The 26,572-nt window shown below is 70.5% G+C and carries 26 protein-coding genes; 14 read left to right on the forward strand and 12 right to left on the reverse strand.

Translation table 11 applies throughout. From position 1 onward, the window contains the following. Positions 1-107 precede the first annotated feature (107 nt). Positions 108-1,331: a serine hydrolase domain-containing protein gene (locus ACYR7D_RS15655; protein WP_459545312.1), complete on the forward strand. Its 1,224-nt coding sequence runs from the start codon at positions 108-110 to the stop codon at positions 1,329-1,331. A 4-nt stretch (positions 1,332-1,335) separates the two neighbouring features. On the opposite strand, the gene ilvA is transcribed toward ACYR7D_RS15655, so the two are convergent. Both ilvA and ACYR7D_RS15665 read right to left on the reverse strand, forming a co-directional pair. Beyond that, positions 1,336-2,679 (reverse strand): threonine ammonia-lyase IlvA, encoded by a 1,344-nt coding sequence (gene ilvA, locus ACYR7D_RS15660; protein ID WP_459545313.1) that lies wholly within the window; start codon positions 2,677-2,679, stop codon positions 1,336-1,338. 87 nt (positions 2,680-2,766) lie between these two features. Then, positions 2,767-3,201 carry a nitroreductase family deazaflavin-dependent oxidoreductase gene (locus ACYR7D_RS15665; protein WP_459545314.1) on the reverse strand — a complete coding sequence of 145 codons (435 nt, stop codon included), beginning with the start codon at positions 3,199-3,201 and terminating at the stop codon, positions 2,767-2,769. Positions 3,202-3,290: 89 nt separating this feature from the next. Between ACYR7D_RS15665 and ACYR7D_RS15670 the strand changes: the two genes are divergently transcribed. Both ACYR7D_RS15670 and ACYR7D_RS15675 read left to right on the forward strand, forming a co-directional pair. Further along, a complete protein-coding gene (locus ACYR7D_RS15670) occupies positions 3,291-3,524 on the forward strand; it encodes a hypothetical protein (protein ID WP_459545315.1) in 234 nt (77 codons plus the stop codon). Positions 3,525-3,617: 93 nt separating this feature from the next. Continuing rightward, positions 3,618-5,030, forward strand: a complete 1,413-nt coding sequence (locus tag ACYR7D_RS15675) for an amidase (RefSeq protein ID WP_459545316.1) — start codon at positions 3,618-3,620, stop codon at positions 5,028-5,030. A 17-nt stretch (positions 5,031-5,047) separates the two neighbouring features. On the opposite strand, the gene treY is transcribed toward ACYR7D_RS15675, so the two are convergent. Both treY and ACYR7D_RS15685 read right to left on the reverse strand, forming a co-directional pair. Then, entirely contained in the window at positions 5,048-7,453 is a 2,406-nt protein-coding gene (gene treY / locus ACYR7D_RS15680) for a malto-oligosyltrehalose synthase (protein WP_459545317.1), read from the reverse strand. Between the two features lie 221 nt (positions 7,454-7,674). Next, positions 7,675-8,217: a cupin domain-containing protein gene (locus ACYR7D_RS15685; RefSeq protein ID WP_459545318.1), complete on the reverse strand. Its 543-nt coding sequence runs from the start codon at positions 8,215-8,217 to the stop codon at positions 7,675-7,677. Positions 8,218-8,246: 29 nt separating this feature from the next. Here ACYR7D_RS15685 and ACYR7D_RS15690 point away from each other — a divergent pair, with 29 nt between their 5' ends. Both ACYR7D_RS15690 and ACYR7D_RS15695 read left to right on the forward strand, forming a co-directional pair. After that, the gene (locus ACYR7D_RS15690; RefSeq protein ID WP_459545319.1) at positions 8,247-8,699 is read left to right on the forward strand and encodes a MarR family winged helix-turn-helix transcriptional regulator; all 453 of its coding nucleotides are present in this window, start codon (positions 8,247-8,249) and stop codon (positions 8,697-8,699) included. A 171-nt stretch (positions 8,700-8,870) separates the two neighbouring features. Then, a complete protein-coding gene (locus tag ACYR7D_RS15695) occupies positions 8,871-10,163 on the forward strand; it encodes an adenosylmethionine--8-amino-7-oxononanoate transaminase (protein WP_459545320.1) in 1,293 nt (430 codons plus the stop codon). Positions 10,164-10,214: 51 nt separating this feature from the next. Here the strand turns inward: ACYR7D_RS15695 and ACYR7D_RS15700 are convergent, their stop codons facing one another. The 6 genes from ACYR7D_RS15700 to ACYR7D_RS15725 form a co-directional block, all read right to left on the reverse strand. Further along, positions 10,215-12,503, reverse strand: a complete 2,289-nt coding sequence (locus ACYR7D_RS15700) for a DUF2339 domain-containing protein (RefSeq protein ID WP_459545321.1) — start codon at positions 12,501-12,503, stop codon at positions 10,215-10,217. An 88-nt stretch (positions 12,504-12,591) separates the two neighbouring features. After that, on the reverse strand, positions 12,592-13,236 hold the full coding sequence (locus tag ACYR7D_RS15705; RefSeq protein ID WP_459550179.1) for a response regulator: 645 nt from the start codon (positions 13,234-13,236) through the stop codon (positions 12,592-12,594). 109 nt (positions 13,237-13,345) lie between these two features. Then, positions 13,346-14,518: a MacS family sensor histidine kinase gene (macS, locus tag ACYR7D_RS15710; protein ID WP_459545322.1), complete on the reverse strand. Its 1,173-nt coding sequence runs from the start codon at positions 14,516-14,518 to the stop codon at positions 13,346-13,348. 67 nt (positions 14,519-14,585) lie between these two features. Beyond that, positions 14,586-15,308: a dethiobiotin synthase gene (bioD, locus tag ACYR7D_RS15715; RefSeq protein WP_459545323.1), complete on the reverse strand. Its 723-nt coding sequence runs from the start codon at positions 15,306-15,308 to the stop codon at positions 14,586-14,588. Next, positions 15,305-16,459, reverse strand: a complete 1,155-nt coding sequence (locus ACYR7D_RS15720; RefSeq protein ID WP_459545324.1) for an 8-amino-7-oxononanoate synthase — start codon at positions 16,457-16,459, stop codon at positions 15,305-15,307. The genes bioD and ACYR7D_RS15720 overlap by 4 nt, the downstream gene beginning before the upstream one ends. A gap of 67 nt (positions 16,460-16,526) precedes the next feature. Further along, positions 16,527-17,126: a TetR/AcrR family transcriptional regulator C-terminal domain-containing protein gene (locus ACYR7D_RS15725; RefSeq protein WP_459545325.1), complete on the reverse strand. Its 600-nt coding sequence runs from the start codon at positions 17,124-17,126 to the stop codon at positions 16,527-16,529. Between the two features lie 154 nt (positions 17,127-17,280). Between ACYR7D_RS15725 and bioB the strand changes: the two genes are divergently transcribed. The 4 genes from bioB to ACYR7D_RS15745 all read left to right on the forward strand — a co-directional run bounded on the left by bioB (position 17,281) and on the right by ACYR7D_RS15745 (position 19,941). Then, positions 17,281-18,318: a biotin synthase BioB gene (bioB, locus tag ACYR7D_RS15730; protein ID WP_459545326.1), complete on the forward strand. Its 1,038-nt coding sequence runs from the start codon at positions 17,281-17,283 to the stop codon at positions 18,316-18,318. A 50-nt stretch (positions 18,319-18,368) separates the two neighbouring features. Beyond that, positions 18,369-18,578, forward strand: coding sequence for a biotin synthase auxiliary protein BsaP (bsaP, locus tag ACYR7D_RS15735; protein ID WP_459545327.1), 210 nt, complete (start codon positions 18,369-18,371; stop codon positions 18,576-18,578). After that, positions 18,579-19,271, forward strand: a complete 693-nt coding sequence (locus ACYR7D_RS15740) for a DUF2567 domain-containing protein (protein ID WP_459545328.1) — start codon at positions 18,579-18,581, stop codon at positions 19,269-19,271. 139 nt (positions 19,272-19,410) lie between these two features. Further along, positions 19,411-19,941, forward strand: coding sequence for a DUF1353 domain-containing protein (locus ACYR7D_RS15745; RefSeq protein ID WP_459545329.1), 531 nt, complete (start codon positions 19,411-19,413; stop codon positions 19,939-19,941). Between the two features lie 60 nt (positions 19,942-20,001). Here the strand turns inward: ACYR7D_RS15745 and ACYR7D_RS15750 are convergent, their stop codons facing one another. Beyond that, the gene (locus tag ACYR7D_RS15750) at positions 20,002-20,766 is read right to left on the reverse strand and encodes an NUDIX hydrolase (protein WP_459545330.1); all 765 of its coding nucleotides are present in this window, start codon (positions 20,764-20,766) and stop codon (positions 20,002-20,004) included. A 64-nt stretch (positions 20,767-20,830) separates the two neighbouring features. Between ACYR7D_RS15750 and nadA the strand changes: the two genes are divergently transcribed. The 4 genes from nadA (at position 20,831) to ACYR7D_RS15770 (ending at position 25,436) form a co-directional block, all read left to right on the forward strand. Beyond that, positions 20,831-21,886 carry a quinolinate synthase NadA gene (gene nadA / locus ACYR7D_RS15755; RefSeq protein WP_459545331.1) on the forward strand — a complete coding sequence of 352 codons (1,056 nt, stop codon included), beginning with the start codon at positions 20,831-20,833 and terminating at the stop codon, positions 21,884-21,886. A 55-nt stretch (positions 21,887-21,941) separates the two neighbouring features. After that, the gene (locus ACYR7D_RS15760) at positions 21,942-23,570 is read left to right on the forward strand and encodes an L-aspartate oxidase (RefSeq protein ID WP_459545332.1); all 1,629 of its coding nucleotides are present in this window, start codon (positions 21,942-21,944) and stop codon (positions 23,568-23,570) included. A gap of 64 nt (positions 23,571-23,634) precedes the next feature. Beyond that, on the forward strand, positions 23,635-24,495 hold the full coding sequence (gene nadC, locus ACYR7D_RS15765) for a carboxylating nicotinate-nucleotide diphosphorylase (RefSeq protein ID WP_459545333.1): 861 nt from the start codon (positions 23,635-23,637) through the stop codon (positions 24,493-24,495). A gap of 77 nt (positions 24,496-24,572) precedes the next feature. Continuing rightward, the gene (locus tag ACYR7D_RS15770; RefSeq protein WP_459545334.1) at positions 24,573-25,436 is read left to right on the forward strand and encodes an arylamine N-acetyltransferase family protein; all 864 of its coding nucleotides are present in this window, start codon (positions 24,573-24,575) and stop codon (positions 25,434-25,436) included. A gap of 59 nt (positions 25,437-25,495) precedes the next feature. On the opposite strand, the gene ACYR7D_RS15775 is transcribed toward ACYR7D_RS15770, so the two are convergent. Further along, positions 25,496-26,005 (reverse strand): nuclear transport factor 2 family protein, encoded by a 510-nt coding sequence (locus tag ACYR7D_RS15775; RefSeq protein ID WP_459545335.1) that lies wholly within the window; start codon positions 26,003-26,005, stop codon positions 25,496-25,498. Positions 26,006-26,106: 101 nt separating this feature from the next. Here ACYR7D_RS15775 and ACYR7D_RS15780 point away from each other — a divergent pair, with 101 nt between their 5' ends. After that, complete coding sequence (locus ACYR7D_RS15780; RefSeq protein ID WP_459545336.1) at positions 26,107-26,559, forward strand: MarR family winged helix-turn-helix transcriptional regulator; 453 nt, start codon at positions 26,107-26,109, stop codon at positions 26,557-26,559. Positions 26,560-26,572 lie beyond the last annotated feature (13 nt).

Consider the following 26,572-nt stretch of genomic DNA (forward strand, 5'->3'; position numbering starts at 1 on the left):
CCGCCCGGCCGCGGCCGGGCGGCGTGGTGGGGCGTCGGGGCCGGCGCGGCGTCAACCGTCCCGGACGGGCATTGCCCGGAAGTATCCTGTGACCTTACTGTGTAAGGATGAGCAGCGTTGCTTGTGCCGGCACCGCCGGACCAGAATTCCGGCGGCTGACGTCCGCCTTCACCCGGGCCTACGGCGGCCGCAAGGGTGTGGGTGCGTCGTTGGCGGTGTACCGGCACGGGGAACCGATTCTCGATATCTGGACCGGCGAATCCGCCCCCGGCAGAACCTGGACACGTGAGACCGGAGCCATGGTCTTCTCCGCGACCAAGGGCATCGCCTCCACCGTTGTGCACCGCCTCGTCGACCGCGGGCTCATCGACTACGACACTCCGGTCGCCGAATACTGGCCCGCGTTCGGGTGCAACAAGAAGGACCGCATCACCGTGCGGCAGGTGCTCACACATTCCGCGGGGCTGTCCGGCGTCGGGGCGCTCGCGGCTCAGGGCGCGGAACTGCTCGATCACGAGCTCATGGCCGAACGTCTGGCCGCCGCCACTCCCGACCGTCTGCTGGGGGTGCCCGCCTACCACGCGATCACCTACGGCTGGCTGCTCGCCGGTATCACGCGGTCGGTCACGGGGATGAGTATGAAGGAACTCTTCCAGCAGGAGGTGGCGGCTCCGCTCGGTATCGAGGGTATCCATCTGGGCCGTCCGCCGGCGGGTTCACTCACCCTGGCCGCGGAAAGCTTCGGAACGGGTTTCTCCTTCGCCGGCACCCCGCGCGGGGCACGGCTGGTGACCCTGCTCCAGGCCGTTCCCGGTGCGCTCGGGGTGAGCAGCCGCTCGCTGTTCATTCCGGGCGCGGAGGCGATCGTGAGCGGGCCCCATCCGCCCGTGCTCGATTCCGAGATGCCCTCCGCCAACGGGGTGTGCACCGCCAACGGACTGGCCGCGATGTACGAGCCGCTGGCCTGCGGTGGTTTCGCCGGTGGGCGGCGGTACCTGTCGGGAGCCACCGTCCAGGCCATTCGCCGGATCGAACGCTACCGGCCGGATACCGGGCTGTTCCTCTATCTGGGACCGTTCTGGCATCTGGGCTACCACGCCATGCCGACCGTCGGTGCGCCGCGGGCCTTCGGCCATATCGGGCTGGGTGGTTCGTTCGGGTGGGCCGATCCCGACAGCGGCCTGTCGATCGGTTTCGTGCACAACCGGCTCTCGCTCGACACGCTGGCGCTGGATCAGTCCGCGTTCGCCTGGCTACTGCCGCTGGTCGTGGCGGGAGCGCGGTCGGCCCGGCGGATCGCCCGCCGGACGCCCCGCGAGGCGGCGGCCTGAACGGTCAGGTCAGGTAGCGGTAGGCGGGGGAGCCGGGTTCGAGCCGTTCGCACCGGATCGGTGTCTCCGCGATCCGGTTCAGCAGCGGGCGCAGACCGGTGCGGTCGCCCAATTCGATACCCACCAGCGCGGCACCGGTCTCCCGGTTGTTGCGCTTGACGTACTCGAACAGGGTGATGTCGTCCTCGGGACCGAGCACCTCGTCCAGGAACCGCCGCAGCGCGCCGGGTTCCTGCGGGAAGTCCACCAGGAAATAGTGTTTGAGCCCCTGGTGCACCAGAGAGCGTTCGATGACCTCGCCGTAGCGGGAGACATCGTTGTTACCGCCGGAGATCAGGCAGACAACGGTCGAACCGGGCTCCGGGGCCGCCTCCAGCAGGGCGGTGACAGCGAGTGCGCCGGCCGGTTCGGCGATGATCCCCTCGTTCTGGTAGAGGTCGAGCATCGCGGTGCACACCGCACCCTCGTCGACCCGCAGCAGCCGGAAAGCACCCGTACCGTCGGCTTCGGTGGCGGTGAGCAGCGGTAGCGATCCGTGCGATACCACTCGCCCGCCGAATCGGGAGATCGCGTCGTAGGGAACCCGGCCGATCCGGCGCACCGCGGCACCGTCCACGAACGGATCCACTTCGGGCAGGGTGACCGGCGCACCGGCCACCAGCGCCGCGGTGAGGGACGCCGCACCGGCCGGTTCGACCCCGAGGATGCCCGTCCCCGGGGCTCTTTCACGCAGGTAGGTGCCGATTCCGGCCAGGCAGCCGCCACCGCCCACCGGTACGATGACCAGGTCCGGCGGGGCGCCGAGCTGGGCCAGGATCTCCGCGGCGATGGTGCCCTGCCCCGCGGCGGTGCGGGTGTCGTCGAACGGTGGCACCATCGTGGCCCCCGTGCGCCGGACATCCTCGGCGGCGGCCGCGGCGGCGGCGTCGAATGTTTCACCGACCGCGATCAGCTTCACGAACGCCCCGCCGTGGACCCGGATGCGGTCGCGTTTCTGCTTGGGGGTCGTCGTCGGCACGTAGATCCGCCCGGAGATACCCATGGACCGGCAGGCGAACGCCACTCCCTGGGCGTGGTTACCGGCGCTGGCCGCCACCACTCCGGCCGCGCGTTCGGCCTCGCTGAGCTGTACGACGAGGTTGTAGGCGCCGCGCAGTTTGTAGGAGCGCACGACGGTGAGGTCTTCGCGTTTGAGATACACCTGCGCCCCGGTCAGCTGGGACAGGCGCGGGCACGGCTGGAGCGGCGTGGGCTCGATGATATGGGTGATGCGCTCGGCCGCGGAGTCGATCTCGTCCGCGGTCAGCGCGGGACGGGCTTCGGGCAGTTCGGTCAGCACATCGGACACCCCGACAATGCTGCCACCCGCCGCGGCCGGCGCGCGCGGCGGGTATCCTGTCCTGGGCTTTCCGCCCGATTCGGGGTGTCGGCGCGCTCAGCGCGGGGTCAGGACGAAGACCGGGATCTGCCGCTCGGTTCTGCGCTGATAGTCGGCGTAGGGCGGGTAGGCGGCCACCGCTCGTTCCCACCACACGGCCTTCTCCTCGCCGAAGACCTCGCGGGCGGTGTAATCCTTGGTGACGGGGCCGTCCTGCAGTTCCACATGGGGGTGGGCGACCACATTGTGGTACCAGACGGGGTGTTTGGGCGCGCCGCCCAGAGAGGCGACGATCGCGTACTCGCCGTCGTGCTCCACCCGCATGAGCGCGGTTTTGCGGAGCTTGCCGCTCTTGTTGCCCACGGTGGTGAGCACCACCACCGGCATACCCTGCAGGGTGGTGCCCTCGGCGCCGCCGGAATTCTCGATCTTCTCGGCCTGTTCACGGGCCCAGTCGGAGGTGGACGGGGCGTATTCTCCAGTCAATGGCATGCCCCGGGCAACGCCTCGGCACCGGCGGGTGTTCCCGGGACCCCAAAAGTTCGATGGACCGAAACCTCGTCCACGGGTACCCTGAACATATGGCCGCATCACCTTCCGTCGAGACGCGCGAGGCCGTCCGCGCCGGGTCGGTGGTCGATATCGCGGGGTCGGACTGGCCGGTGTACAAACTGGAGGCCCTGACGATCGGACTGCTGGTCTTCCTGGTCGCGGCACTGGTCCTGGGTTCGGCGCAGGCGGGTGTGCTGCTCGGCGCCGGGCTCGGTGTGCTGCTCTGGACGACGGGCCGGTGGCGCGCGGCCGGCACTCGATAGCGGTTCGCGGATTACCCTGGTCCGAGTTGAACACATGTCCACGTGGTTCCGGGCCGAGCCGTCCGGGCCCCCGAGGTAGACGCGAGCCGACTCATGACCGATCGAGTACATGCCTTCACCGACGACGCGCTGGGCGAATACGACGCGGTGGGACTCGCCGAACAGGTGCGCTCCGGTGCGGTGAGCCCGGCGGAGCTCGCCGAGGCGGCGCTGGCCCGGGCGGATTCGGTGAATCCGCGGCTGAACGCGATCGCCTACCGGTGCCCACAACCCCGGCAGGCCGGGGACGATTCGGGCGTGTGGTACGGGGTTCCCTCCTTCGTCAAGGACAACACCGATGTGGCCGGGCTACCGTCCTGCCACGGCAGCGCGGCGATCACACCGCGGCCCGCGGCCCGGGACGACCGGTTCACCGCCCAGTTGCTGAGCACCGGTATCACCGTGCTCGGGAAGACCACCATGCCCGAATTCGGCTTCACCTCCACCACGGAATTCGAAAGCAGTGATCCCACCCGCAATCCCTGGGACACCGGGTACACGGTGGGCGGTTCGTCGGGCGGGTCGGCCGCCCTGGTGGCGGCGGGCGTGGTGCCGGTGGCGCACGGTAACGACGGCGGCGGTTCGCTGCGGATCCCGGCCGCGTGCGCCGGGCTCGTCTCGTTGAAACCCAGCCGTTTCCGGCATCGGGACAATGCGCAGGCACGCCAACTCCCGATCAAATTGGTGTCCGAAGGTGTGCTGTCACGCTCGGTCCGCGATCAGGCCGCGTATCACGCCGCCGCCGAACGGTACTGGCGTAACCCGGACCTCCCGCCCATCGGTACGGTGACCGGTCCGCCCACGCGGCGGCTGCGCATCGGACTGCTCACCACCGCCTGCAACGGCCGGGAACCCGATGCCGAGACCACCGCGGCCGTCACCGCCACCGCGAGCCTGCTGGAAAGCGCCGGGCATCTCGTCGAACCGATGGACTCCCCGGTAGCCCCGGATCTGGTCCACGACTTCCTGCAGTACTGGGGTTTTCTGGCGCAGATGTCCGGCGTCACCGGCAAATTCGGTCACGGACGGTCGTTCGATGCCGCCCGGCTCGATGCCTTCACCAAAGGACTCGCCGCTTCCTTCCGCAGACGTCTGCTCACCACGCCGGGGGCGCTGTACCGGCTGAACAAGGCCCGCGCCGACTACGACCGGGTGCTCACCCGCTACGACGCCATCCTGTCGCCGGTGCTCACCCATACCACCCCCGAACTCGGTTATCTGCGGCCCGGGGTCCCGTTCGCGGAACTGATCGAGCGGGTCACGAATTTCGTGGGCTACACACCGATCAACAATGTCACCGGTTCGCCCTCCATCGCGGTCCCGGCCGGTCTCACCGGTACGGGTATGCCGATAGGAGTGATGCTCAGCGGTGCGTACGGCGGCGAACGCCTGCTCCTCGAACTGGCCTTCCTGCTCGAGGCGCAGGCCCCGTTTCCGCGGATCACCGTCGCCGCGTCCGAGCCCTGATCCCGGCCGGCCCGGATTCAGCGGACCAGCAGCGCGACCGGCAGCCGGGCGAAGAGTTTCTCCGCCCGGCCGCGGTTCTGGAACGTGTGGCCGGTGAGGCGGTCGGTCCACGACCCGGACGGCAACTCGAGATAGGTATCGCCCCAGCCGGTCCCACCGATCGCTACGCTGTGCCGGGTCACCGCCACGATGATCTCGGGCTCCGCGCCGATCCGCCCGCGCGCGTACGCCACCAGTTTGTCGGCGTGCTCGCCGTTACCGAACATCGGGGTGTAGGTGCCTCCGACGAAGCACTCCGGTCGCTCGCGGCGCAGCCACAGCGCGTAGGCCACGACCCACATCTTGGCCGCGCCGGTGATATCCAGCGGTGGAGTGGTGGTCAGGGTGTGCAGCATCCCGGCCCGGGACCCGAAATCCACCGGACGGCGGTTGTCCGGATCCACCAGCGCGTCCTCCCAGATCTCACAGCCCTGGTAGATATCGGGGATACCCGGCGCGCACAACTGCAGCAACTTCTGTGCCAGTGAATCGGACCAGGCGTGCGGCGCCAGATCGTGCGCGAGATCGGTGAGCTGGCGGCCCACCGGCCCGTCGATCACCTGATCCAGCCAGGTGTGCACGGCGTTCTCGAATTCGAGGTCCGGTTCCTCCCAGGAGGTGTGCTCTCCGGATTCGCGCATCGCCTTCTCGGCGAAGCGGTGCACCCGCTCCCGCAGCCCGGGCACCGACGGTGCGGGACGGCCGTCGGCGGGCCATATCCCGAACATGTTCTGCAACAGGAACAGCGCCGTGGCGCCGTCGGGCGGGGGCAACTTCTCCAGCCACAGGGTGACCGCGCGGGCCCACATCCGCGGCACCTGGGACAGGATGCCGATCCGGGCCCGCACATCCTCACCGCGCTTGGTGTCGTGGGTGGACAGTGTCGTCATCGAGGCAGGCCAGCGGCTGGCCCGTGCGGCATTGGCGAGATGGAACTCGTTGACCGTGCGGCCGAAACGGGCCGGGTTACCGCCTATCTCCTGCAGCGAGACCAGCCGGACGGCGCGATAGAAGAGGGTGTCCTCGACGGCTTTCGCCCCGATGGCGGTGCTCACCTGATGGAACCGGGTCCATGCGGTACCTCCGGCGATCAGTGCTGTGACCAGGACCGACAGTGGGACCCGCAGTTCGGCGTTGCGTTTTTCCACTTCGGCGACGACCGCGCTGATCATTCCGGCCAACGGGGTGTAGTCGGCCCGGGCCACAGGCAGGAAGGACAGCACCTCGATGGTGGCATTGGTGAGCGCCATCGTATCGAAATCCTCGGCGCCGGCGTCCGTTTTGATCGCCGCCACCAGTCGGCGGATCTCCGGTACGAGGATGCTCTCGGCCACCGCCCGTTTGATGCGGTGTTCCTTCTCGCCGACCCATACCCGGTCGCTGCCGTGGCCGGTGACGTGCCGGGACAGTTCGGTGAGAATCGCCTCCCCGGCGGGTTCGAGCAGGACGCCGCCGAAATCGGCGATACCGTCGTAGCCGGTGGTGCCGTCGATCGGCAGGGTCGGGTCGAGGGGTTCCCGGTTGGCGAGGGTCTTCTCCACCAGCAGTAGCCGGGTCGGGCCGATCAGGGCGCGTAGACGCTGCAGATAACCGGCCGGGTCGGCCAGGCCGTCCGGGTGGTCCACCCGGACCCCGTCGATGAGATCGTGTTCGCACCAGGCCGCGAGTTCCCGGTGGGTCGCCTCGAATACCTGCGGATCCTCCTGGCGCAGCGCGGCCAGGCCGTTGATCGAACAGTACCGGCGGTAGCCGCAGATACCGGATTTCCAGCTGACCAGCCGATAATGCTGTTTGTCGTGGATGCGCAGCGCGTTGTCGCCGTCGGTGCCCGGCGCGATCGGGAAACGCAAATCGTGCAGGGCCAGCATCGGTTCGGGACCGGACCGGTCCACGGTGAGGGCGGCCGGATCGTTCTCGCTGCGCAGGACGGGCAGGGCCAGCCGGCCGCCCACCCCGTTACCCGGGCTCCAGTCGATATCGAAGAACGAAGCGAACCGGGATTTCCGGCCGTACTGCAGGACATTCCACCACCATATGTTCTGCTGCGGATCCGCGACGCCGACATGGTTGGGCACCAGGTCCATGATCAGGCCCATACCGCGATCGCGGACCTCGTCGGCGAGGCTCTTCAGACCCACGGGCCCGCCCAGGCCGGGGGAGACCGCGGTGGGGTCGGTGACGTCGTAGCCGTGGGTGGAACCGCGCGCCGCGGTCATCACCGGGGAGAGATACAGATGCGATACACCCAACTGCTGTAGGTATTCGGCGATCGCGGCGGCCTGGGCGAAGGTGAGGCCGTCGGGACGTAGTTGGAGCCGGTAGGTGCTGCGGACCGGGGTGACGCACGGGTGGCGGCGGAAGCTCGGCGGGTCTGCGGGCGGCATACGGTTCTCGGTGGGTTTCGAGGGGTGCGACGGGATCACGGGCCCGCGTGGATACGCGGGGGCGCCGGTCAGCCGGGGTGGCGGGCGTGGTGCGGCGACCGGGTTCGACCCGGCCGTATCACCGGCGGTGCCGCTACCCAGGGCAGCGGGTCGGACGCATGCATGGACAAAACACTAGCGCCATCCCGGTGCGAATCGGCCGCGGGTCGCCGAGGCGGCGATCAGCCCGGCGTGGAGGTCCCCGGCCAGCGGCGGGCGTATCCGGTTCGCTGTGCGATCGCGGTGAGCGCGCCCAGGGTCGCTCGCTGCAACCAGACCGGTATTCCGGCCAGGTAACCGTCCTGTAGATCCCAGAGCAGGGCGAGTGCCAGTGGATTGCGGGGAACGCCGGACCGGGTGGTGGCGCCGGCTCGGTCGAGGGCGTGCCACAGGACGAACATGTCCAGATGCCGCAGCGCGGGGCGGATTTCGTGGTCGAGCACGGTATCCGGCACTTCGCTGCGGAATTCGTGCACTACGCGCGCCGGTGCGTACACGGTATCGCCCGCGGCGGCGGTGGTCTCGCGGCCGTCGATCCGGAAGCGCAACGCGCCCTGCCGGACCGTCCATCGTTCGGTGAGCACCGGATGCCAGTGCGGGCCGGCCTGGCGGCCGGGGTGCGGCAGTTCGTGGCGTAGCCGCAAGTAGGTGCCGTGTTCGTCGGTGCCCCGATCGAGCACCGTGACGCGATGTCCGCCGCGGAATTCCAGAACCTGGCCTGTCATCTTCTCATTACAAAGGTAACCTTCATAATATGTCAACCTCCAGCGCCCCGTCCCTGCTGAAACTGCTCACCGTGGCCGCCCGGGCCGTCGAAACCGAGCTGAACCGGGAGTTGCGGCCCCGGCTGGACGAGGAACTACGCCCCGCGCACTATGCGGTGTTCCGCTACCTGGACCCGGCGGGATCGCGCGTGGGAGAGTTGGCGGCCGCGGCCGGGATGACCCAGCAATCGATGGGCGAGCTGGTGGGCGGGCTCGAACGCGCCGGGCTGGTGCGGCGCCGGGTGGACCCCGCCGATCGGCGGGCCCGGCAGGTGGTGTGCACCGAGGCGGGGGCCGCCGCGTTGCGGCTGGCGAGCGAGCGGCTCACGCGGATCGAGGAGCGTGTCGTGGCGGAGGTGGGGGAAGGGGGGATGGAGGATCTGCGCCGGTTGCTCGACCGGGTGGCGGTGGCGCTGGACCGATCCCGAACGGTGGACGAATGAGGTCGCCGCCGCGGCCGGCCGGTCTTCCCGCCGGCGTGTCCTGTCCGGCGGCCGGTCGCTCGTGGCTCCGCGGGGCGGGAGCGAGGTGGGGTACCGCGGCGTGGATTGATAGCTTGAACGGTGTTCAAGTCGCCGTGCGGCCGTGCGGCCGCCGACTCCGGGAGGACCACCGTGACCGCTGCCGCCCCCGTAGAGCTCACCGCCGAGCAGATAGCGGCCCGTGACGCGCGCTACGTCTGGCATCCCTACGGGGGGTTTCCCCCCAGCACCGAACCGCTCGTCGTCACCTCCGCCGCCGGTACCCGGCTCACCCTGGCCGACGGGCGGCAGCTGGTGGACGGGATGAGTTCCTGGTGGGCCGCCGTCCACGGCTACCGGCATCCGGTGCTCGACGCCGCCCTGCTGGAACAGTCCCGGCGGATGAGTCACGTGATGTTCGGCGGCCTCACCCACGAACCCGCCGTCCGGTTGTGCGAACTACTGGTGCGGCACACCCCCGCCGGCCTGGACAAGGTCTTCCTCTGCGACTCCGGCTCGGTATCGGTCGAGGTCGCGGTGAAGATGTGCCTGCAGTACTGGCGGTCGGTGGGACAACCGCGCAAACGCCGGCTGCTCACCTGGCGTGGCGGCTACCACGGCGACACCTTCACGGCGATGAGCGTCTGCGACCCCGAAGGCGGTATGCACACGCTGTGGCGCGATATCGTGGCCGAACAGGTCTTCGTCTCCGCACCGCCCCGGCAGTACCGGCAGGAGTACGTGCGCGAACTCGAGACGGCGGTGGCCCGGCACGCATCCGAGCTCGCCGCCATCGTGGTGGAACCCGTGGTACAGGGCGCGGGCGGTATGCGCTGGCACCATCCCCGCTATCTCGCCGACCTGCGCCGTCTGTGCGACGAACACGGGGTGCTGCTCGTCTTCGACGAGATCGCGACCGGGTTCGGCCGTACCGGCACCCTTTTCGCCGCCGAGCAGGCCGGGGTCCGCCCGGATGTCCTCTGCGTGGGAAAGGCCCTCACAGGCGGCTACATGTCCCTGGCCGCGGCCCTGTGCACCACCGAGATCGCCGAAGCGGTCAGTGCCGCGCACGGGGGGCTCATGCACGGACCGACCTTCATGGGTAACCCACTGGCCTGCGCGGTCGCCGTCGCCTCCGTGGAACTGCTGCTCTCGCGGGACTGGCGCGGGGAGGTGGCGCGCCTCGAGGCCGGGCTGCGCGCGGGGCTGGCGCCGGCCCGGGACCTGCCGGGCGTGGCCGAGGTACGGGTGCTGGGCGGAATCGGGGTGATCCAGCTCGACCACCCGGTGGATATGCGAGCGGCCACCGCGGCCGCCGTCGAGGCCGGAGCCTGGCTCCGGCCTTTCCGCGACCTGATCTACGCGATGCCGCCGTTCATCAGCGATAGCGCCGATATCGCCACCGTCACCGCCGCCATGGTCGCCGCCGCCCGGACCTCGGCCTGAACGGCCGGTTCCGGCCGGGACACGCCGTCCCCGGCCGGAACCGCCGCGGATTCAGCGCTTCTCGGTAGTCGGCGGTACGCCGTCCTCGTCCGGACCCCCGGCCGGCGCCGTGGTGCCCGCGCCGGTCTCGGCGAAGGCCCGGGCGTAGCGCGTTCCGGCGACGAGCAGCAGGATGCCGACCACCAGGAACGCCGCGACCCGGACGAGACCGTCGAGCGTGGCCAGATCGAAGAGGAACAGTTTGGCCAGGGCGGCCGCGGTGACCAGCAGCCCGGAACCCAGGGCGATCCGGGCGGTGGTGGGCGTTCCGGCGCGTACGGTGCGCAGGCCGTACAGAATGGCGGCCAGCGCACCGGCCATCCACACGATGGTGGCGATACTGTGGCCGATGACGAACCCTTCCGCGGCGCCGGAAACCACTCCGAGCGAAACGGTCGCGGCGGTCACCAGGTAGAGCGCGGCCGCACCGGCCCCGGTCCACAACAGTGTCATCCCGGCGTCGTCGGCCGTGGGACCCGTGAGCCGGCGCGACCCCCACAGCGCCACCGCCACCACGCCCAGTCCGGCGGCGGCCGAGGCCGCGGTTCCCGCGGTCAGCTCGTGGACGGCCCGCCACTGGCCGGCCAATGTCTGCGGATCGGCGTCGGCGAAGAAGGCGAGACCGCCGAGCGCCGCGTAGCCGCCGCCCAGCAGCGCGGCCACCCGGTTGCGGGCCTGACCGGCCACCCCCAGATAGCCCGCCGCGACACCGAACAGAGCCAGCGGCAGGGTGGCGCCGGTGGTGACGCCCCAGCAGGCCTCCAAGAGCGCGAAGGAACCGGCGACAGCCGCGACGGTCGCGGTATGACCCGGGATGCGGACCGTACCGCGGACGGCGGGCAGCAGCGGGGTGAGGGCAACCGTCAGCAGGACCGCCGCGTAGACCGCGGCGAGCACCGTGGACCCCGGGCGGTCGAAGAGAGCGGGCGCCGCCAGCAGCGGTGTGGTGGACAGCGCGAAACTCAGTGTGGCGACGAGATCGCCGGGGCGCTTGCGCACGATCAGCACCGTGCCCACGAGTCCGATCGCCGCCACGGCCACCGCCGCGGCGAGTACCTGGAGCGCGCGGCCGGTATGGGGGGTCTCCCAGACCGCGACCACGATCGCGAGCTGAGTGGCGAGCACCGCCGGGACCGTGCGCACCACGTGCAGCAGCGGCCAGTCGTGCCGGTACTGCACCGGCACACAGGCCAATTGGAGAATGATCAGGAAGGCGAGCAGCGGCAGCTGGACGGTGACGAACGGGGCCAGGACCGCCGCGCCCGCGACCACGAGCACGGCCAGGGCCTGGGAGCGCCACTGGACGGCCAGGCCGACGCCGGTGGCGGCGACCCCCAGCGCCACCGCGAAACCGGGCACCGGATGCAGCCAGTCGTAGATGGTCGTCACCGCGATCACGTCCAGGTACGCGCCGGCGAAGCCGGTGGCGGCGAGCGCCACGCCGCCCACCCGCCCGCCGCTGCGGTGGTACACCCGCATCCCCGCGCCGACGAGCGCGGCGGAGAACGCGGCCCCCGCCACCACGCGCGGGACCGGGCCGAACACCCCGGCCTGCGCCGCGAGCACCAGCAGCATGACCACACCGATGAGCGTGACGGCCACGCCCGCGACCGCGAGAACCCGGCTGATGACACCTTCGCGCTGCCACCACGGCGTCCGCGGCCCGGCCGGTACCGGACGGCCGGTGCGGAAACCCGGCCCCCCGGGCGGGGGTGGCGGTGGTACGGCACCCGGCGGGTACCCGGCGGGCGCGCCCGCCGGGTACCACGGCCGGGGCGGTGGGATCTGGGCTCTCGGAGCGCCCCACGCGGCCGGATGCGGCGGTCCCCCGGGTGCCCGGGCCGCGATATCCCATTCCGGCCGGGCGGAGCCGGTCGCCCCGGGCGCGGCGGCCGGGTCCGCCGGGCCCGGGGCGCGCACCCCGCCGCCGCGCACCCCGGGCTCGGCCTCCGTATCCGTTCCGGCGAACGAGGGCGGAGTCCGTTCCGGCGTCGGCTTCTCCGCGGACTCGCCCCGTTCGGCCGCCGCCGTTTCCGAGGCCGGCGTGTCCCGGTCCTTCTCCGCGCGCGCGTCGGGCCGGGGCGTGCCGTGGCGCACCGGTCCGGGGCCCGTGACCGGTTCCCCGCCGGCGTCGGCGAGGGGTTCGCGGGCGCCGTCCGCCCCCCGCACGTTTCGATGCAGTGTGTCCAGATCGCGGCCGAGTGCGTTCATCTGGCTGCCGAGCGCGGTGAATTCGCCGGCGAGTGTGGTGAACTCCCCGGAAAGGCGCGCGACCAGCGCCGGATCGATCGAAGTCGTCATATGTCGATGGTCGGCGGCGGGACCGTCCGGGGGATGAGTAGAACTACTCGGCGCGGTGCCGGGATCTACCCGTTTCCCGGCGGTGGCACTACCCGTCCGGACCCTCCAGGCCCTGTTCGATCACGTAGCGGGTGAGTTCGACCCGGTTGGCCAGCTGGAGTTTGCGCAACGTCGCCTGCACGTGGTTCTCCACGGTGCGATGGCTGAGACCGAGACGGGCGGCGATCTGCTTGGCGGACAGGCCCTTGGCGACCATCCGCAGCACTTCGGTCTCCCGGTCGGTGAGGGCGGGATGGGGCGCGGTACCGGCCTCGGGTGGGGCGGTCGCCATCCGCCGGTATTCGCCGAGCACCAGACCGGCGAGGCCGGGGGTGAACACCGCCTGCCCCGCGGCGGTGGCGCGTACCGCGGCGACGAGTTCGGCGGCCGAGGCGCTTTTCACCAGATAGCCGGACGCTCCGGCTTTCACCGCTTCCAGTACATCGTCGCGTTCGCCGGACGCCGAGAGCACCAGTACCCGGCTGTCCGGGGACACCTGTAGCACCTCGGCGGTGGCCTGGGCCCCGTTCCCGTCGGGGAGCTGCATATCCATCAGCACCACCTGCGGCCGGACCGCGGTGGCGCGCCGGACCGCCGCGGCGGCGCTCTCGGCCGTGGCGGCCACCCGGAAACCGGCCTCGGTGAGATCGCGGGACACCCCTTCCCGCCAGATCGGGTGGTCGTCGACCACCATCACCGAAATCGTTTCCGCCGCCTGCTCGCTCACGCCGTTCCTCCCGGGTGCGGGTGCCCGCCTCATCCTGCCAGACGGCCCGCGCTACGGCCGCGGAGTCCGGCGCCGGTCAGCCGCGCGGTATCCGGAATTCCCATTCGGTGCCTTCCCCGACCACTCCCGCGGTCAGTAGTTCGGCGGTGCCGCCGAGGGCGGCGATCCGACCGGTGATCGACCGGGAGACCCCCATCCGGCCCTCGCTCTCCGCTTCGGCCAGCCGGCCGGGAGCGATACCGACGCCGTCGTCGCGGACGCTCACGATCAATTCGGTTCCGGTGTCCTCGAGCAGGACGTAGGCCCGGGCGCCGGGACCGGCGTGCGCTTCGACATTGGTCAGGGCCGCGGCGACCGCGGCGGTGATCTCCTGAGCGGTCCAGCGGCCGATGCGTACGGGTTCGCCGGGAGTCGAGACCACCACGCGCGGGGTGGTGTGCGCGGTGAGCATCGGGCGCAGATCGGTTGTGGTGTCGCCGGTATCGGTGTGCGCGCCCTGTTCGGAGATGAGCCGCCGCAGGGCGAGCTCCTGCTCACCGGCGCGTTGCGCCAGTTCCGCGGCCGGGCCACCGATGGCGGTGCCGCGTCGTTTGATGTAGGACAGGATCTGCAGTACCCCGTCGTGTACCTGACGGGCCAGCCGTTCGCGTTCCTCGGCGGCGGCGGTGAGCCGTACCGCGTGCTGGAGTTGTTCCTGGGCCCGGCGAGCGGTGTTCGCGGCCAGGCCCAGCGCCAGCCCCACCGAGACCAGGACCGGTGCGGTCGCATCGGCCCACACGTCCTGCCCCCACTGCTCGCGCATGGTGATGATGGTGGCCGCGACGAGCAGGCCCGAGGCCACGCCCGCCACCGGACCGCGCAGGATGGCGGCCGAGATCACCGCGTTGGCCGACCACATGGTGGTGGGCAGCGGTTGATGACCGTGGTACCAGGCGTAATCGGCGACCAGCGGAGTCGCGGCGATCAGGCCGAGCACCACGATATGGTCCCCCAGCGCCACCAGCGTCCGGGTGCGGACGGTATCGGCGGTATGCCACTGGGCCAGCAGGAACGCCGAGATACCGGACCAGATCACCATGAGCGCGATGAAAACCCAGCTCAACCGCTGGTTCTGGTAGTACTGCACGGAGGCGATCTGCTGCCCCACCGCGTACAGCAGCGTGACCAGCCGGAACGCTTGGACCGCCCGCCACAGCGGTGCGGTCGCGGCAGCGGCCGGATCGGGATCGATCGGCTGGGCGAGACGCATACGGTGTTTTCCTTGTCGGCCGGTGGGGTCGCCGGAGGCCGGTCCGGGATTCGGCCCTACCGGAACTCTAGGGAGCGGTGCCGTCGCCCACCGGGCGAATTCCCGAATCCGGTACACCGAGACGATGTTCCACCCAGGACCGTGTGAACCAGCCCGGCGCGGCCGCCCGGAACCGCTGGGGAGTCCACGAGCCCGCCCCGGCGGGTACGGCACCCACCACCTCCGTGCCGGTGACCCGCGGCAGATCGACGCGGTTGGTTCGCATGGCCAGATCGGGTTGCCGCGGCCAGGAGCCGAGTACCAGTCCGGCGCAGTCCACTCCGGCCTGCTGAAGTGCCCGGACGGTGAGTTCGCTGTGGTTGAGCGTGCCGAGTCCGGGCGCGCTGACCACCAGCACCGGCGCCGCGAGTTCGCGGGCCAGGTCGAGCAGGGTGAATTCACCGAGCCGCACGAGCAGGCCGCCGGCGCCTTCCACCAGCACCACATCGGCGGTGAGACCCGCCACCGCGGCGGTGGTTCCGGCGAGAGTGAGCAGTGGGGCACCGCACCGGCGGGCGGCGGTATCGGGGGCGAGCGGGTCGGGGTAGCGGGCCAGTTCGACGGTCCGGTCGACCCCCGCCAGCGCGGCGACGACCGCGAGATCGCCGGGTTCGCCCGGCGCGACCCCCGTCTGCGCGGGTTTGCACACCGCGACGGTGTGTCCGGCCGCGCGGGCGGTGGCGGCCAGCGCGGCGGTGGTGACGGTTTTGCCGACCTCCGTGGAGGTTCCGGTGATCAGCAGCGGGGTCATACCGGCGTCACCTGGTTTTCCCGGGCGCGGTCCAGGATCGGTGTCAGTACGGCGGTGAGGGTGGCGAGGTCGGCGGCCGAGAGGTCGGCGCGGGCGGTGATCCGCAGCCGCGAGGTGCCTTCGGGGACCGACGGCGGCCGGAAACAGCCCACCTCCAGACCGCGGTCGCGGCAGGCGGTCGCGGCGGCGTAGGCCACGCCCGGTTCGCCGAGTACCACCGGTACCACGGCGGATTCGGGGGCGGGCACCCCGGCGATCCGGGCGATATCGGCGGCGCGGTCGAGTACCCGGCGGCTCAGTCCGGGATCGCGGCGCAGGACGGCCAGGGCCGCCCGGGCCGCGCCGACCGCGGCGGGCGCCAGCCCGGTATCGAAGATCATGGTGCGGGCCGTGTCGATCAGGTGCGCGCGTACCCGTTCGCCGGCCAGTACCGCCCCGCCCTGGGCGGCGAGCGCCTTGGACAGGGTCGCGGTGACCACCACATCCGGAGCTCCGGCCAGGCCCGTCTCGTGGACCAGGCCGCGCCCGCCGGTACCGCGTACCCCCAGTCCGTGGGCTTCGTCGACGAGCAGTACGGCGCCGTGCGCGCGGGTGATCCGGTGCAGTTCGGCCAGTGGGGCGAGATCGCCGTCGGCGCTGAACACCGAATCGGTGAGCACCAGGGCGCGTTCCTCGGTGCGTTCGGCCAGTAACCGCGCGACCGCGGTGGTATCGCGGTGCGGTGCGATCGCCACCCGAGCCCGGGAGAGGCGGCAGGCGTCCACGAGCGAGGCATGACATCCGGCGTCGGAGACGATCAGCGATCCGCGTCCGGCCAGGGCGGTGACGGCGCCGAGGTTGGCCGCGTATCCCGAGGAGAAGACCAGTCCGGCCGCGAATCCGGTGAACGCGGCCAGTTCCTTTTCGAGGAGTTCGTGCTCGGTGGTGGTGCCGGTGACCAGCCGGGACCCGGTCGCTCCCGCGCCCCACCGGCGGACCGCGGCGATCGCTGCGTCGACGACCTCGGGGTGGCGGCTCAGTCCGAGGTAGTCGTTGGAGGCCAGATCCAGTGTCACCGCGCGCTCGGGCCGGGGGCGCAGGTGCCGGCGGAGTCCGGCGGCCGTGCGGTCGGTGGCGTGGTCGTCGAGCCAGGACAGGGGGTCGGAGGTCACCAGGGCACCATACTTGAACGGTGTTCAAGGTGGGCGGGTGCCCGGACGAGGGCGATATCCGCCGGGGTCAGCGGATATCCGCGCCGAGGCTGTGCCGGATCCCCGCGGTGAACAGTTGCAGGCCGAAATCGAACCGGGCCGTCGGGTCCGGGCTCTCGGTGGGCGCCTCGCCCGGTACGCGCGTATCCGAATCCGGCAGGGCGCCGGCCGAGTCCATCTGCATACGGGATTGTTCGTCGACGGTATGGCCGAGCACGTAGTACAGCAGGGTGTAGGCGGCGAGTTCGGCCCGCTCGCGGGGCATCCCGGCGCGGACCACCGCATCCGCGAAACGTTCCCGGCCCCTGCTGGTGGTGAGGCGGGAGGCGTAGGTGGCCGAGACGAGTTCCGCGCCGTCGCGATAGGTGAGCAGGCAGTCACGCAGCCGGTGGGCCAGTTCGGTGAGCGCGCCCGCCCAGTCGCCGGTGGATACCGGCTGCTCCATCGGTGCGAGGATCCGGTCGGCGACGGCGCCGAGCAGGGCCTGTTTGTTGGGGAAGTGCCAGTACAGGGCGCCGGGCTGCACCCGTAGCGCCCCGGCGAGACGGCGCATGGTGAGGTCGGCGAGGCCGTATCGGTCGAGGATGGCGATGGCCCCGTCCACGACATCGGCACGGTGTAGTTGCACTGCTCGATCCTCCTGGTGGCGCTTCGGCTGCTCCTGACGCTACCCCAGCCTGAACGCCGTTCAATCCTGGACGCTACTCTTCCCTGAACGCCGTTCAAGTTCGCGTTCCGGAACCTCCGGGACGGATACGACCCTCCGGACGAAGGGATTCCCAGTGACCCAGGCACCCGTCAGGACCCCAGCCGATTCCGGCGATACCGCAGACGTGCTCGCGGGCGCGCGGACACAGGTGCTCGAACGCGGTATCGGGCTCACCCGGGAACAGACCCTCGAGGTGCTACGACTCGGCGACGATCGGCTCGAAGCGCTACTCGAACTCGCCCACGAGGTGCGGATGAAATGGTGCGGACCGGAAGTGGAGGTCGAAGGCATCATCAGCCTGAAAACGGGTGGCTGCCCGGAAGACTGCCATTTCTGCTCCCAATCCGGGTTGTTCCAGTCGCCGGTCCGGGCGGCCTGGCTCGATATACCGAGCCTGGTGGAGGCGGCGAAACAGACCGCCAAGACCGGCGCCACCGAATTCTGCATCGTCGCCGCGGTCCGGGGGCCCGACGAACGGCTCATGGCGCAGGTCGCCGCCGGGGTGGCGGCCATCCGCGACGAAGTCGACATCCAGGTCGCCTGCTCACTCGGCATGCTCACCCAGGACCAGGTCGATCGGCTCGCCGCCATGGGCGTCCACCGCTACAACCACAATCTGGAGACCGCCCGTTCGTACTTCCCGAACGTGGTCACCACGCATACCTGGGAAGAACGCTGGGACACCCTGCGGATGGTGCGCGCGGCCGGGATGGAGGTCTGCTGTGGCGGCATCCTCGGTATGGGCGAAACCCTGGAACAGCGCGCCGAGTTCGCCGCCGATCTGGCCGCACTGGAACCCGACGAGGTTCCGCTGAATTTCCTCAACCCGCGGCCGGGCACCCCCTTCGGTGATCTCGAGGTGCTGCCCGCCGCGGACGCGTTGCGCGCTGTCGCGGCATTCCGGCTGGCCCTGCCACGAACCCTGCTGCGTTTCGCCGGCGGCCGCGAGATCACGCTGGGCGATCTCGGTGCCGAACAGGGCATCCTCGGCGGTATCAATGCCGTCATCGTGGGCAACTATCTGACCACGCTGGGCCGCCCGGCCGAACGCGATCTCGACCTGCTGGGCAAACTCGAGATGCCGATCAAGGCACTCAACGAGACATTCTGATCGGCGGCGTCAGCCGCGGAGAGGTGGAGCCCGTGGGTACTGTCGGCCCTATGGACGAGCGCTACAACCCGTTCACGGGCAAGCGGGTGGTGCCCGGGAGCGACGAACCGGCTTCCCGGGCCGTCGAGCTGGGCCTGGAACCACCACGATTCTGCGAGCACTGCGGCCGCCGGATGGTCGTGCAGATCGACCCCGACGGCTGGTGGGCGACCTGCTCGCGGCACGGTCGTATCGATTCCGCCGCACTGGAACGGCGGTAGGTGGTGGCGGGAGTGCGCTGGTCCGGGGCGCGCCGGGAATTGCGTGCCGCCGTCGTCCTGTTGTTCGCGGTGGCAGCGGCGAGTCTGCTCGCCGGGGTGATCTGGGGGGTGCTGGCGCCCACCGAACGGGTCCTCGTCGTGCAGCCGGGGCGCGGAGCGGCGCTGGTGGGGGAGAGCCTGCACCGTTTCGACGCGCTGGCCGTTTTCACCGGCATCGGGGCGGTCACCGGACTGTTGTCGGCGGTCGGAGCCTGGCGGTGGCGGCGGATGCGCGGCCCGATCCAGGCCGCCGGTCTGCTGCTCGGCTCCGCGGTGGGGGCCTGGCTGATGGCCCGGCTGGGGGAAACCGTCAATGCCTGGGACAACCCCCGGCCGCACGATCCGCCCGTCGGGCAGATCGTGACGCTTCCGGTCGAGCTGGAGAGCCCGCTCGCGCTGGTGGTGCAGCCGTTGACCGCCGCGCTGGTGATCCTGCTGCTCGCCGGGCTCAGCACCACCGAGGATCTCGGCACCGGCTGGACGAGTCCCTTCGACGATTCGCGTGCCCAGCCGTATACCGATCCAGGCCACGAGTACGGCGCCGACCGGCGCGAACCTGTCGCGGAACCGCCGGCCCAAGCGGCCTCCACCACCGGGACCGTCCCTACCGGCGCCCTCTCCTCGAAGGAGCCACCGCCGCCCGTTTCGGGCTGAGGCACGGTTGTATACGGCATTCACGTGGCGATTACGGGAATGCCGGTGTGGCAACCTGTTGCGCCGCGGACGGCGTGCGGATCGTCGCGGCCGGCCGTAGGCTGAGCGGATTCGCCGGCACGACAGGGGAGACAACGCCGTGGTGTTCACCAGTGCGCTCGTGGTCGAGGAGATCGACGGGACGTTCTGGAAACTCAGAGAACCGCTGCGCTACGACGGTGCCGACGAAACATTCGAGGTGCCGGTGGGGTTCCGTACCGATTTCGCCTCGGTACCGCGGCCGGTGGTGTGGCTGATTCCCCGCTACGGGGTCTACACCCGGGCCGCGATCCTGCACGACTTCCTGCTCCGGTCGGGGGTGGTGAGTGTCGTCGACGCCGATGGCCTGTTCCGGCGGGCGCTGCGCGAATGCCGGGTCTCGTTCCCGCGGCGCTGGATGATGTGGACGGCGGTGCGGTTCGGCAGCGGGCTGCGGGGTATCTCCCCGGCCGCATTCGCGGTGTTCACGGTGATCGCGGTGTTTTCGATCCTCTTCCTGGCGATTCCGACGGTCGTGGTCACCGTGTTCCTGGTGTTGTTCTGGCTCGTCGAACTGACCGTCTGGGGGCTGGGCCGGCTCGTGCCCGGACGCCGTCGTCCGCCGGTACCGCGTCCGGAGATGCGGACCTGAGCGTCCGCTCCGCTGCGCGCAACCGGCCGGCCCGGTACCGGAGACCGCCCGTGGGGTCGTTCAGGCGCGGGGTCGCAGCGCGGCGAACTCGTCGGTGACCCGTAACCCGGAATCGGTGAAGCGGTAGACCGATGCCGGGCGCCCACCGGCCCGGCCGGGAGCCGCGGTGTCGCCGGTGGGGGTGATCACCTTCCGCCGGGTGAGCACCCGCTGCAGGTTCGTGGTGTCCACTTCGTAACCCAATGCGGCACAGTAGATTTCCCGAAGGGTGGACATGGTGAACCGGTCCGGCGCCAGGGCGAAGGAGATATTGGTGTAGGACAGTTTCGCCGCCAGGCGGGCGCGGGCGTGCCGCACCACGGTGCCGTGGTCGAACGACATCTCCGGTAGTGCGGCGACCCGGTGCCAGGAGGTATCGGCGGGCAGCCGGGGGTCGGCGGTGAGCGGAACCAGGCCCAGGTAGGCCGAGGCGATCCGGCGCGGTCCGGGCACGCGGTCGGGGTCGCTGAACACCGACAGCTGTTCCAGATGGTCCACTTCCCGCACATCCACCTTCTCGGCGAGCTGGCGACGGGCGGAGGTGTCCAGATCCTCGTCGTTGCGTAGCCGGCCACCGGGCAGCGACCAGGTGCCGCGCTGCGGGTCCAGTGCTCGCTGCCACAGCAGGACGGCGAGCTCGCGGCGCCCGCCGGGGGAGCGGCGTCCGGCCGCGGCGTCCTTGTGACCGCTCTCACCTGCGCGAACGTCATCGGGGAAGCGGCGAACCTGGAACACCGCGGTGAGCGATTCATGGATGGTGCTAAACTGGTCCACGTTTTCGATCATAAGTCGAAAACCTCGTTGGGTGCGAATCGGCAGGGTTGCCGGTCGTACGAAGGAAGGAGCGACCATGGCGACGATGGGAGCGGAATTGGCCCCGGCGCCGGGTACCGCACTGCGGGAGCGGATCGGCGACGGGCCGGCAGGCTATACCGGGATCGAGGCGACCCCGGAATGGGCGGCCGAGGTGAAACGCCTGGCCCGGCAGCGCAACGCCACCATTCTCGCGCACAATTACCAGCTGCCCGAGATCCAGGACGTGGCCGATCACGTGGGTGACTCGCTGGCGCTGTCCCGGATCGCGGCCGAGGCGCCCGAGGACACCATCGTGTTCTGCGGTGTGCACTTCATGGCCGAGACCGCCAAGATCCTGAGCCCCGCCAAGACCGTGCTGATCCCCGATCAGCGGGCCGGGTGTTCGCTGGCCGATTCGATCACCGCCGAGGAACTGCGCGACTGGAAAGCCGAACACCCCGATGCGGTGGTGGTGTCCTATGTCAACACCACCGCGGCGGTCAAGGCGCTCACCGATATCTGCTGCACCTCCTCCAATGCCGTGGACGTGGTCGCCTCCATCGACCCCGGCCGCGAGGTACTGTTCCTGCCCGACCAGTTCCTCGGCGCGCATGTGAAGCGGGAAACCGGCCGGGAGAACATGCACATCTGGATGGGCGAATGCCATGTGCACGCCGGGATCAACGGGGACGAACTCAACGACCAGGCCCGGGCGCATCCGGACGCCGAACTCTTCGTACATCCCGAATGCGGTTGCGCCACCTCGGCGCTCTACCTGGCCGGTGAGGGAGAATTCCCCGCCGACCGGGTGCACATCCTCTCCACCGGCGGCATGATCGACGCCGCCCGGGCGGCGAAGTCGAACCAGGTGCTGGTCGCCACGGAGGTGGGGATGCTGCACCAGTTGCGCAAGGCCGCGCCGGAGATCGACTTCCGGGCCGTGAACGAGCGCGCCGCCTGCAAGTACATGAAGATGATCACCCCCGCCGCGCTGCTGCGCTGCCTGGACCAGAATCGCGACGAGGTGCACGTCGACCCGGAAACCGCCGCTCTGGCTCGGCATTCGGTGCAGCGCATGATCGAGATCGGTAATCCCGGCGGCGGGGAATGAACCGCTCGCCCAGCGGCCGGGGCGCCGTACCGCACCCGGAACACGGGTGATCGCGGTGCGCGACGAGCGTGTAACGCGCCCGGAAGGGCCTGCCCCCGAATGGGAGGCCCGGGCCGATCTGGTGGTCATCGGCGGCGGGGTCGCCGGGCTCACCGCGGCGCGCGCCGCGGCCCGTGGTGGTCTGCGGGTCCTGATCCTCAGCAAGGGCGGTCCCAGTGATACCGCCACCCAGTACGCGCAGGGCGGTATCGCGGTGGTCGCCCCGGACGGGGATTCGGTGGACTCCCATGTCGCCGATACGCTCGCCGCCGGCGGCGGGCTGTGCGATCCCGATGCGGTGCGTTCCATCGTCGAAGGCGGACCCGACGCGGTCGCCGCCCTGACCGACCTGGGCGCGGTCTTCGACCTCGGTCGCGACGGCCGGGTGTCACGCACCCGCGAAGGTGGGCACAGCACCCGCCGCATCATCCACGCGGGTGGCGACGCCACCGGCGCGGAAGTGCAGCGGGCGCTCTCGGCGGCCGGTCTGCCCGTGCTGTTCGGGACCGCGGTCCTCGAGGTGGTCACCGGGCCGGCCGGTGTGCGGGGGGTGGTCGCGGTGTCCGGGCGAGGTCTCGGGCTCGTGCACGCCCCCGCCGTCCTGCTGGCCACCGGCGGGCTCGGGCAGTTGTACGCGTTGAGCACCAATCCGGCCGGAGCGACGGCAGACGGGGTGGCGCTGGCGCTGTGGGCCGGGGCGGCGGTGGCGGATCTGGAGTTCGTGCAGTTCCATCCCACCGTGCTGTACTCGCCGGACGGTGTCGGGCGGCAGCCGCTGATCAGCGAGGCGGTACGCGGTGAGGGCGCGCGGCTCGTCGATTCGCGGGGAGAGTCGGTGACCGCCGGGGTGCACCCCCGCGGGGATCTGGCGCCGCGCGATGTGGTGTCCCGGGCGATCGCTGCCCGTATGCGGCTGCTCGGTGTGGATCACGTCTATTTGGACGCCCGGCGAATACCCGATTTCTCCCGGCGTTTTCCCACGATCACCGCGTCCTGCCGGGCCGCGGGTCTCGACCCGGGCCGCGACCTCGTCCCGGTGGCGCCCGCCGCGCACTACCAGTGCGGGGGCGTGCTCACCGATCTGCACGGACGCACCGCGGTTCCCGGACTCTACGCGGCGGGGGAGGTGGCGCGCACCGGATTGCACGGGGCGAACCGGCTGGCCTCCAACAGCCTGCTCGAAGGTCTGGTGATGGGCGAAAGAGCGGGCCGCGCGGCGATCGAACGGCTCGGCGAACCGGCGGGGGTACCCGCGGTTCCCGCCGTGCTCCCGGCGGCGCTGCCCCGCCCGCTCGTACAGCGCACGATGACCGGATACGCCGCCGTGGTCCGCGACGGTACCGGCCTCGACCGGGCGGCGCGCGATCTCGGCGCCGCCGGTTCCGGCGCGCCGGTCCATCCGGCCGGTACGCGATACCCCGCCCCGGCGGCTCTCGTCGCGCACCTCGAGGACGCCGCGCTCACCGTGACCGCGCGCGCCGTACTGCTCGCCGCCCGCGCGCGCACCGAGAGCCGCGGTTGCCACACCCGTTCGGACCATCCGTCGCCCGTGGCGGAGCTCGCTCATCCGATCGTGGTGCGCTTGGATGCCGCGGGTATGCCCCGGGTGGTGGCCGAACCGACACCGCTGGCGGCGCCGTCGTGACGGGGTGCGCGGCCCCGGCGGGCCGTGCGCATCCGGTGGCGGAAAAGGATACGAGGAGTTGACCATGACATTGGACGCCGGACTGGATATCGAGGAGGTTCGCGGTCTCATCCGCACCGCGCTCGACGAGGACCTGCGGTACGGGCCCGATATCACCACGACGGCCACCGTGCCCGCCGAGGCCGCCGTGAAGGCCGCGGTGGTCGCGCGGGAGCCAGGCACCGTCGCCGGTATCGATATCGGGCTGCTGGTGCTGGACGAGGTGATCGGCGCGGGCGGCTACGAGATCACCGAACGGGTGGCCGACGGTACCCGGATCGCGGCCGGGCAGACGGTGCTCGGGCTGGTCGCGCCGACCCGTGGTCTGCTCACCGCGGAACGCACCGTGCTCAATCTGCTGTGCCATCTCTCCGGTATCGCCACCGCCACCGCCGCCTGGGTCGACGCGGTCGCCGGGACGGACTGCCGGATCCGGGACAGCCGCAAGACCCTGCCGGGCCTGCGGGCACTGCAGAAGTACGCGGTGCGGGCCGGGGGCGGGGTCAACCACCGCATGGGTTTGGGCGATGCCGCGCTCATCAAGGACAACCATGTCGTAGCGGCGGGATCGGTGGTGAACGCTCTGCGGGCCGTGCGCACGGCCGCCCCGGAGATCGAATGCGAGGTCGAGGTCGACGATCTCGATCAGCTCGACGCGGTGCTCGCCGAAAACGTGCAACTGGTCCTACTGGACAATTTCCCGCTCTGGCAGACCCAGGCCGCGGTGCAGCGCCGTAACGCGACGGCTCCGGAGACGAAACTGGAATCCTCCGGGGGGCTCACCTTGGATATGGCGGCCGATTACGCGCGTACCGGTGTCGACTACCTCGCCGTGGGTGCGCTGACCCATTCGGTCCGCGTGCTGGATCTGGGACTCGATATGTAGGGAGCCGGCAGGGTCCGGAACATTCGCCGGGTTCGCACGGTTGCTGGTGGCGAGACCCCGGGGAAACGAGGATCACCATGCCGAAACCGGCCGATGCCGCCTACCACTGGAACGGTGCGGAGCTGGACCTGGACCGATACCTGGAACGGATCGGTTATCACGGACCGCGGACGCCCACGCTGGCCGCGCTGCGGGCGCTGGTCGCCGCGCACACCACCGCGATACCGTTCGAGAACCTGGAGGCGGTGCTGGGCCGTCCGGTACCGCTGGATCTGGAAACCCTGCAGGACAAACTGATCCGGCGGCGGCGCGGCGGATACTGCTACGAGAACGTCACCGTGTTCGCGGCGGCACTGGAGCGGCTCGGCTTCGGTATCACCGGATTGTCGGGCCGTGTCACCATGGGGTCCGGAGAGCTACGGCCGGCCACCCATGCCCTGTTGCGCGTCACCGTGACCGATGACGACCGGGCGTGGCTGGCCGATGTCGGTTTCGGGGACGGTCCGGCGGAGCCGTACCCGCTCGTCGGCAGTCCGGCGGAATTCGAGCTCGCCGGACGGCGTTTCCGGCTCGAATCGACGCGGGGCGAGCTCGACACCGAACAATGGGCACTACACCAGTTCTCGGGTGGCCGTTGGCTGGAGCGTTACACCTTCACCCTCGAACCGCAGTACCGGATCGACTACGAGGTCGGCAACCATTTCGTCGCGACCTCGCCGCGGTCGCCGTTCACCCGGCGTCCGTTCGTACAGCGTTTCCTCCCCGATGCGCATCACGTCCTGGACGGTCGCACGCTGACCACCGAGTACGTCGACGGCACCGGTAGCACACGGGAATTGGAGCTTTCGGAGCTGCCCAAGGTGCTTGCCGAAGTTTTCGATATCGATCTCGTGGAGGAGGATCTCGCCGCGCTGGTACGGGCGCCGTGGGCCGCGGGCTGATCCGCGCGCCGGTGTGCCGGGCCGGAGCGGTGCGCACGCTCGGGGCTCGTTGGAGCGGATCAGAACCGGGTGCCCACGGCCCAGGTCGGGGTGGATTCCACCCGGGTGAACCGCCAACCGGCACCGGTGCGCCGGGCGGTGAAGCGATAGATCTCACCGAGGGTGTAGCCGGGCGCGGGCAGCGTCCCATCGGGGCTCTTCGGGGCGAAAACGGCGAGTAGGTTCGCCCGGATATCGGCTCGATCACCGGCCAGGTCGATCGAGATACCGGAGATGAAGTGCTGGATCCGTTTGTCGGGACAGTGATTGCGGCCGGCCTGCGTGATGAGCGCGGCGAGCCCGCTGGCCTCGCCGCCCGGGCTTCGCGCGGTGGCATCCGCGGTGTAGATCGTGCGGAACCGCGCGAAATCGGCGTCGTCGAGTGCCTGCCCGACCCGGTCCACCAGGGTGGTGAGTTCCGCGCGATCGGCGAGTTCGCGCAGTAGGGTGCCGGATCGCCCGGGACGGGCGTTGCCGGTGTGGTGGGAGAAGAGTCCGGCGAACGCCGGGAGGCGGAACCGAGTTTTCACGAGAGTCCTTTCCCGATATTGATTGGGTAAACCAATGTTGGTGTATCCCACGATAGCGATGATCGTTGGGATTGCCAATGGTTTATTGCTACATTGCCGGTATGAAGACCTCGCACGAGGGAGTTCCGAGCCGGCTGCGTTCGCTGCCCACCCGGCTGATAAACCAGACGGCGCTACTCGCGGACCGGGCCACCGAACAGGCGCTGGCCGATACGGGTTCGCGCCGGTATCACTACGCGGTACTCACCACGCTGAACGAGGGCGGCCCGGCCAGCCAAGCCCAACTCGGCCGTCGCACCGGGATCGATCGCAGCGATATCGTGGCGGTACTGAACGACCTGGTCGCCCGCGGATACGCGGAGCGCACGGCCGATCCCGCGGACCGCCGCCGCAATATCGTCACTCTCACCGACGAGGGCGCGCGACATCTGGCCGAGCTGGACCGCAGGCTGGACCGGGCGCAGGACGTATTGCTCGCCGCCCTCTCCGGTGCCGAGCGCCGCACCCTCATCGGCCTGCTGACCCGGATCCTCGACGACCACACCGGAAGATGAGTATCGGCGCGTG

It is taken from the genome of Nocardia sp. X0981 (genome assembly GCF_977089955.1).